The sequence below is a fragment of the Pseudopedobacter sp. genome (assembly GCF_040392825.1).
Taxonomy (GTDB): domain Bacteria; phylum Bacteroidota; class Bacteroidia; order Sphingobacteriales; family Sphingobacteriaceae; genus Pseudopedobacter.
Genome location: NZ_JBEBVH010000352.1, coordinates 1 through 3430, shown reverse-complemented (window position 1 = coordinate 3430; position 3430 = coordinate 1). Strand labels below are relative to the sequence as shown.

Sequence of the window (3430 nt, the reverse complement as noted above, 5' to 3'; positions counted from 1 at the left end):
TTTAAATTGGTTTTAAATTTTAATGAATCCATGATTTTAAATTTTTGCGTTTTTCAACCTTAAACTATTTAATACTACAGACACTGAACTTAGTGCCATTGCTGCTCCGGCAATCATCGGGTTTAATAAGAATCCGTTGATTGGGTAAAGTATTCCCGCAGCTAATGGAATACCTATTACGTTATAGATAAATGCCCAAAATAGATTTTGCTTAATGGCTGACACTGTCTTTCTGGATAGCTGGATGGCTTGCGGTACTTTCCTTAAATCTGAAGATAACAACGTTATTCCTGCCGTGTCTACAGCGATATCGGAACCTTTACCCATAGCGATAGAAATATCTGCCTGGGCTAAAGCCTGGGCGTCGTTGATACCATCGCCAACCATCGCTACCTTTTTCCCCTGCCGCTGCAGATTTTTCACAAAATCGGCTTTATCTCCGGGCATCTGTTCTGCATAGAAATGGTCTATTCCCACTTTTCTGGATACTTTCTCTGCTGTAGAATGTGTATCTCCGGTAAGCATATACACTTCTACACCTTCTTGATGCAGGTAATCTATTGCCTCTTTAGAACTTTCCTTAATTTTATCGGCGATAGCCAAAGCTGCTATCAACTTGTCAGAAGTAAAGAAGTAAATAATTGTACTTCCCAGTTCTTTCCACTCGGCAATTTGATTTTCATCAATACTTAGTCCGTATTCCTGAAGCAATTTTGCACTGCCGATATAATAATCTGTGCCATTGAAACCTGCCTTTGCCCCACGGCCAGTTAAGCTTTCAAACGCCTGAACGGTTACACCTTGTACTCCCCTGGCTTTAAGATGCTGAATAACCGCTTCGGCCAAAGGGTGTTCTGACGCTTTTTCTAAACTATACAGAATGGCCTGATTTTCTTTAGAATCGTCCAGCCACAGACTATCAATCACTTCGGGTTTTCCCTCGGTAATTGTACCGGTTTTATCCAAAATAATTGCGCTGACATCTTTTGCTACCTCCAGACTGCTGGCATCTTTTATCAGGATTCCCTGCTCTGCACCTTTACCGGTTCCCACCATAATGGCAGTTGGTGTAGCCAGTCCTAAGGCACAGGGACAGGCAATGACTAAAACAGTTACCATAGATAACAAAGCATAAGTTATGGCATTATCTACGCCGGAGATATACCATGCAACGAAACTGATCAGCGAGATTAATATCACTACCGGGACGAAAATACCTGCAATTTTATCGACCAATTTCTGAACCGGTGCTTTAGATCCCTGTGCTTCCTGTACCAATTTTAAAATTTGGGAAAGCAAGGTCTTATCTCCTACCTGCTGGGCCCTGAATTTGAAACTTCCTTTCTGATTGATTGTTCCTGCATAAACCTGAGCGCCTTTTTCCTTAGCTACCGCGACAGGCTCGCCACTTAACATAGACTCATCTACATAAGACTCGCCTTCTTCTATTTTACCGTCAACCGGTATTTTCTCTCCTGATTTGACTAAGATCAAATCCCCGACAAGAACCTCTGCTATAGGGATATTCAGTTCCTGGCTATCTCTTATCACTGTAAGCGTTTTAGGCTGCAGCCCCATGAGTTTTTTAATGGCTTCTGAAGTGCCATGTTTTGCTCTGGCTTCCAGAAGTCGGCCAAACATAATAAAGGTAATCACTACTGCTGCCGATTCGAAATATACATGGGCATGCAGCCCTCTATGGTGCCAATATTCTGGGTATAACGTATTGAAAACACTAAACAGCCAGGCGATACCTGTACTTAATGCGACCAGTGTATCCATATTGGCAGATCGATGTTTGAATTGCTTTAACGCATTGATAAAAAACTGACGACCGAAAACAAATAATACCGGCGTACTGAAAACCAACATGATTTCATTGGCATAAGGCATATCCATGAAGAACATCCCTATAACAAAAACGGGAAGCGTTAAAGCCAGTGCCCAGTAGAAATTACGTTTCAGCTTTTCGTATTCTTTCTGCCTCATCTGATCGGCTTCTTCAAAAGCATTTTCTTTTTCGATAATGATATCATATCCGGCCCCTATTAAAGCATCCTTCATGGCTTCGGGGTTTACCTTTTCTTTATCGTAAACGACTTGCAACTGTTGGTTGGCGTAATTAACAGAAGCCGTATCTACGCCTTCTAAAGACTTTACCTGATTTTCTACAGTTATGGCACATCCGGCACAGGACATACCAATTACCGGGAATATTTCTGATTTACTGTCTACCATAATTTTCGATTTAAATGATTAACAGTACAAAAATAAGCCCAACGGCAGCTTAAGATGTTATATAATTATGGTTAAGGTTTATATTATTTTATGGATTGGCTTTCTATCTGCTATCCCCAGATCTTTATATTGTTTGGGACTTAAGCCTGTCTCTTTTTTAAACTGAGCAGATAAATGGGCCACACTGCTAAAACCTAAATCGAAAGCCATTTCCTTCAGGCTTAACTGATTGTATTCCAACAGCTCTTTCACCTTTTCGATACGTTGCAGGATATAATATCTTTCTATGGTAATACCTTCTTTTGAGGAAAAGATGTTACTGAGCACCGAATATTCCTGATTGAGTTCTTTTGTTAAAACCTGCGACAGATTTTCCTTTAATGCCCCATTCTGGTGATGCACTATCTCTACAATAACAGACTTTATTTTATTCGCTGTCTGGGTATTTTTGTCTTCTAAAAGTTCAAATCCGCTTTCTTCCAGTTTTTGTTTTACTAACGGAATATCTATTTCACCTTCTATTGAAACTTCCCCTAATTTTATATCATGAATTTTATAATTCAAGCCTTCCAGATCTCTCTTTACGGAAGCGATACACCTGGGGCAAACCATATTTTTGATATAAATTTTACTTAGCATATTTTATAAAGTCTAAAGTAAAAATTCAAAAGTAAAAAACGCAAATCACTCATTTTACAAATAGTAATAAGCGGATATTGTGTAATTATGAATCAGACTTCATATAAAAGTGATGATTTTCCATTGAAAACACAAAAATCGAATAATGAGTTAACAAAACCATTACATATAGGTGACTTTATCGTGATAATTGATATCACTTTCCTCCCTATATTTGTAATGTCAAAACAGTAATTGTTTTTTCATAATTAAGTGAGTCATCATTTGATTTAGGTTTATAATTGGTTAGTTTAAGCTCCATTCTCCCCGTTTGGAGCTTATTCGTTTTATAAACAATCAGTTACGAGATAAACACACTCAAAATACCCATTAAATCTTTGTGAGGTTGAAATTTAAAATAGTGCTTTATTGGGCTATCTGAGTGGGGGTGAATTGGGTAGATTTATATTTGACTCACTTGTTGACTCACCTATAAATTACGTCTGTTTGTTACTTAAAAGCCTCTTCTAACTACTTATTGAGATGGAAGATAAAAATCCTTATCCATTAAATC

Annotated in this window: 2 protein-coding genes; both read right to left on the bottom strand. The window is 38.3% G+C overall.

Annotated features, from left to right (window positions below; translation table 11 throughout):
- Positions 1 to 36: 36 nt before the first annotated feature.
- A complete protein-coding gene (locus tag ABWO41_RS16785; RefSeq protein WP_353140477.1) occupies positions 37 to 2238 on the bottom strand; it encodes a heavy metal translocating P-type ATPase in 2202 nt (733 codons plus the stop codon).
- Between the two features lie 78 nt (positions 2239 to 2316).
- Complete coding sequence (locus tag ABWO41_RS16780; protein ID WP_353140475.1) at positions 2317 to 2877, bottom strand: helix-turn-helix domain-containing protein; 561 nt, start codon at positions 2875 to 2877, stop codon at positions 2317 to 2319.
- Positions 2878 to 3430 lie beyond the last annotated feature (553 nt).

Excerpts from the sequence above, each read along its gene's own strand:
- ABWO41_RS16785 (WP_353140477.1), bottom strand. The coding sequence starts at position 2,238 with ATGGTAGACAGTAAATCAGAAATATTCCCGGTAATTGGTATGTCCTGT.
- ABWO41_RS16780 (WP_353140475.1), bottom strand. The coding sequence starts at position 2,877 with ATGCTAAGTAAAATTTATATCAAAAATATGGTTTGCCCCAGGTGTATC.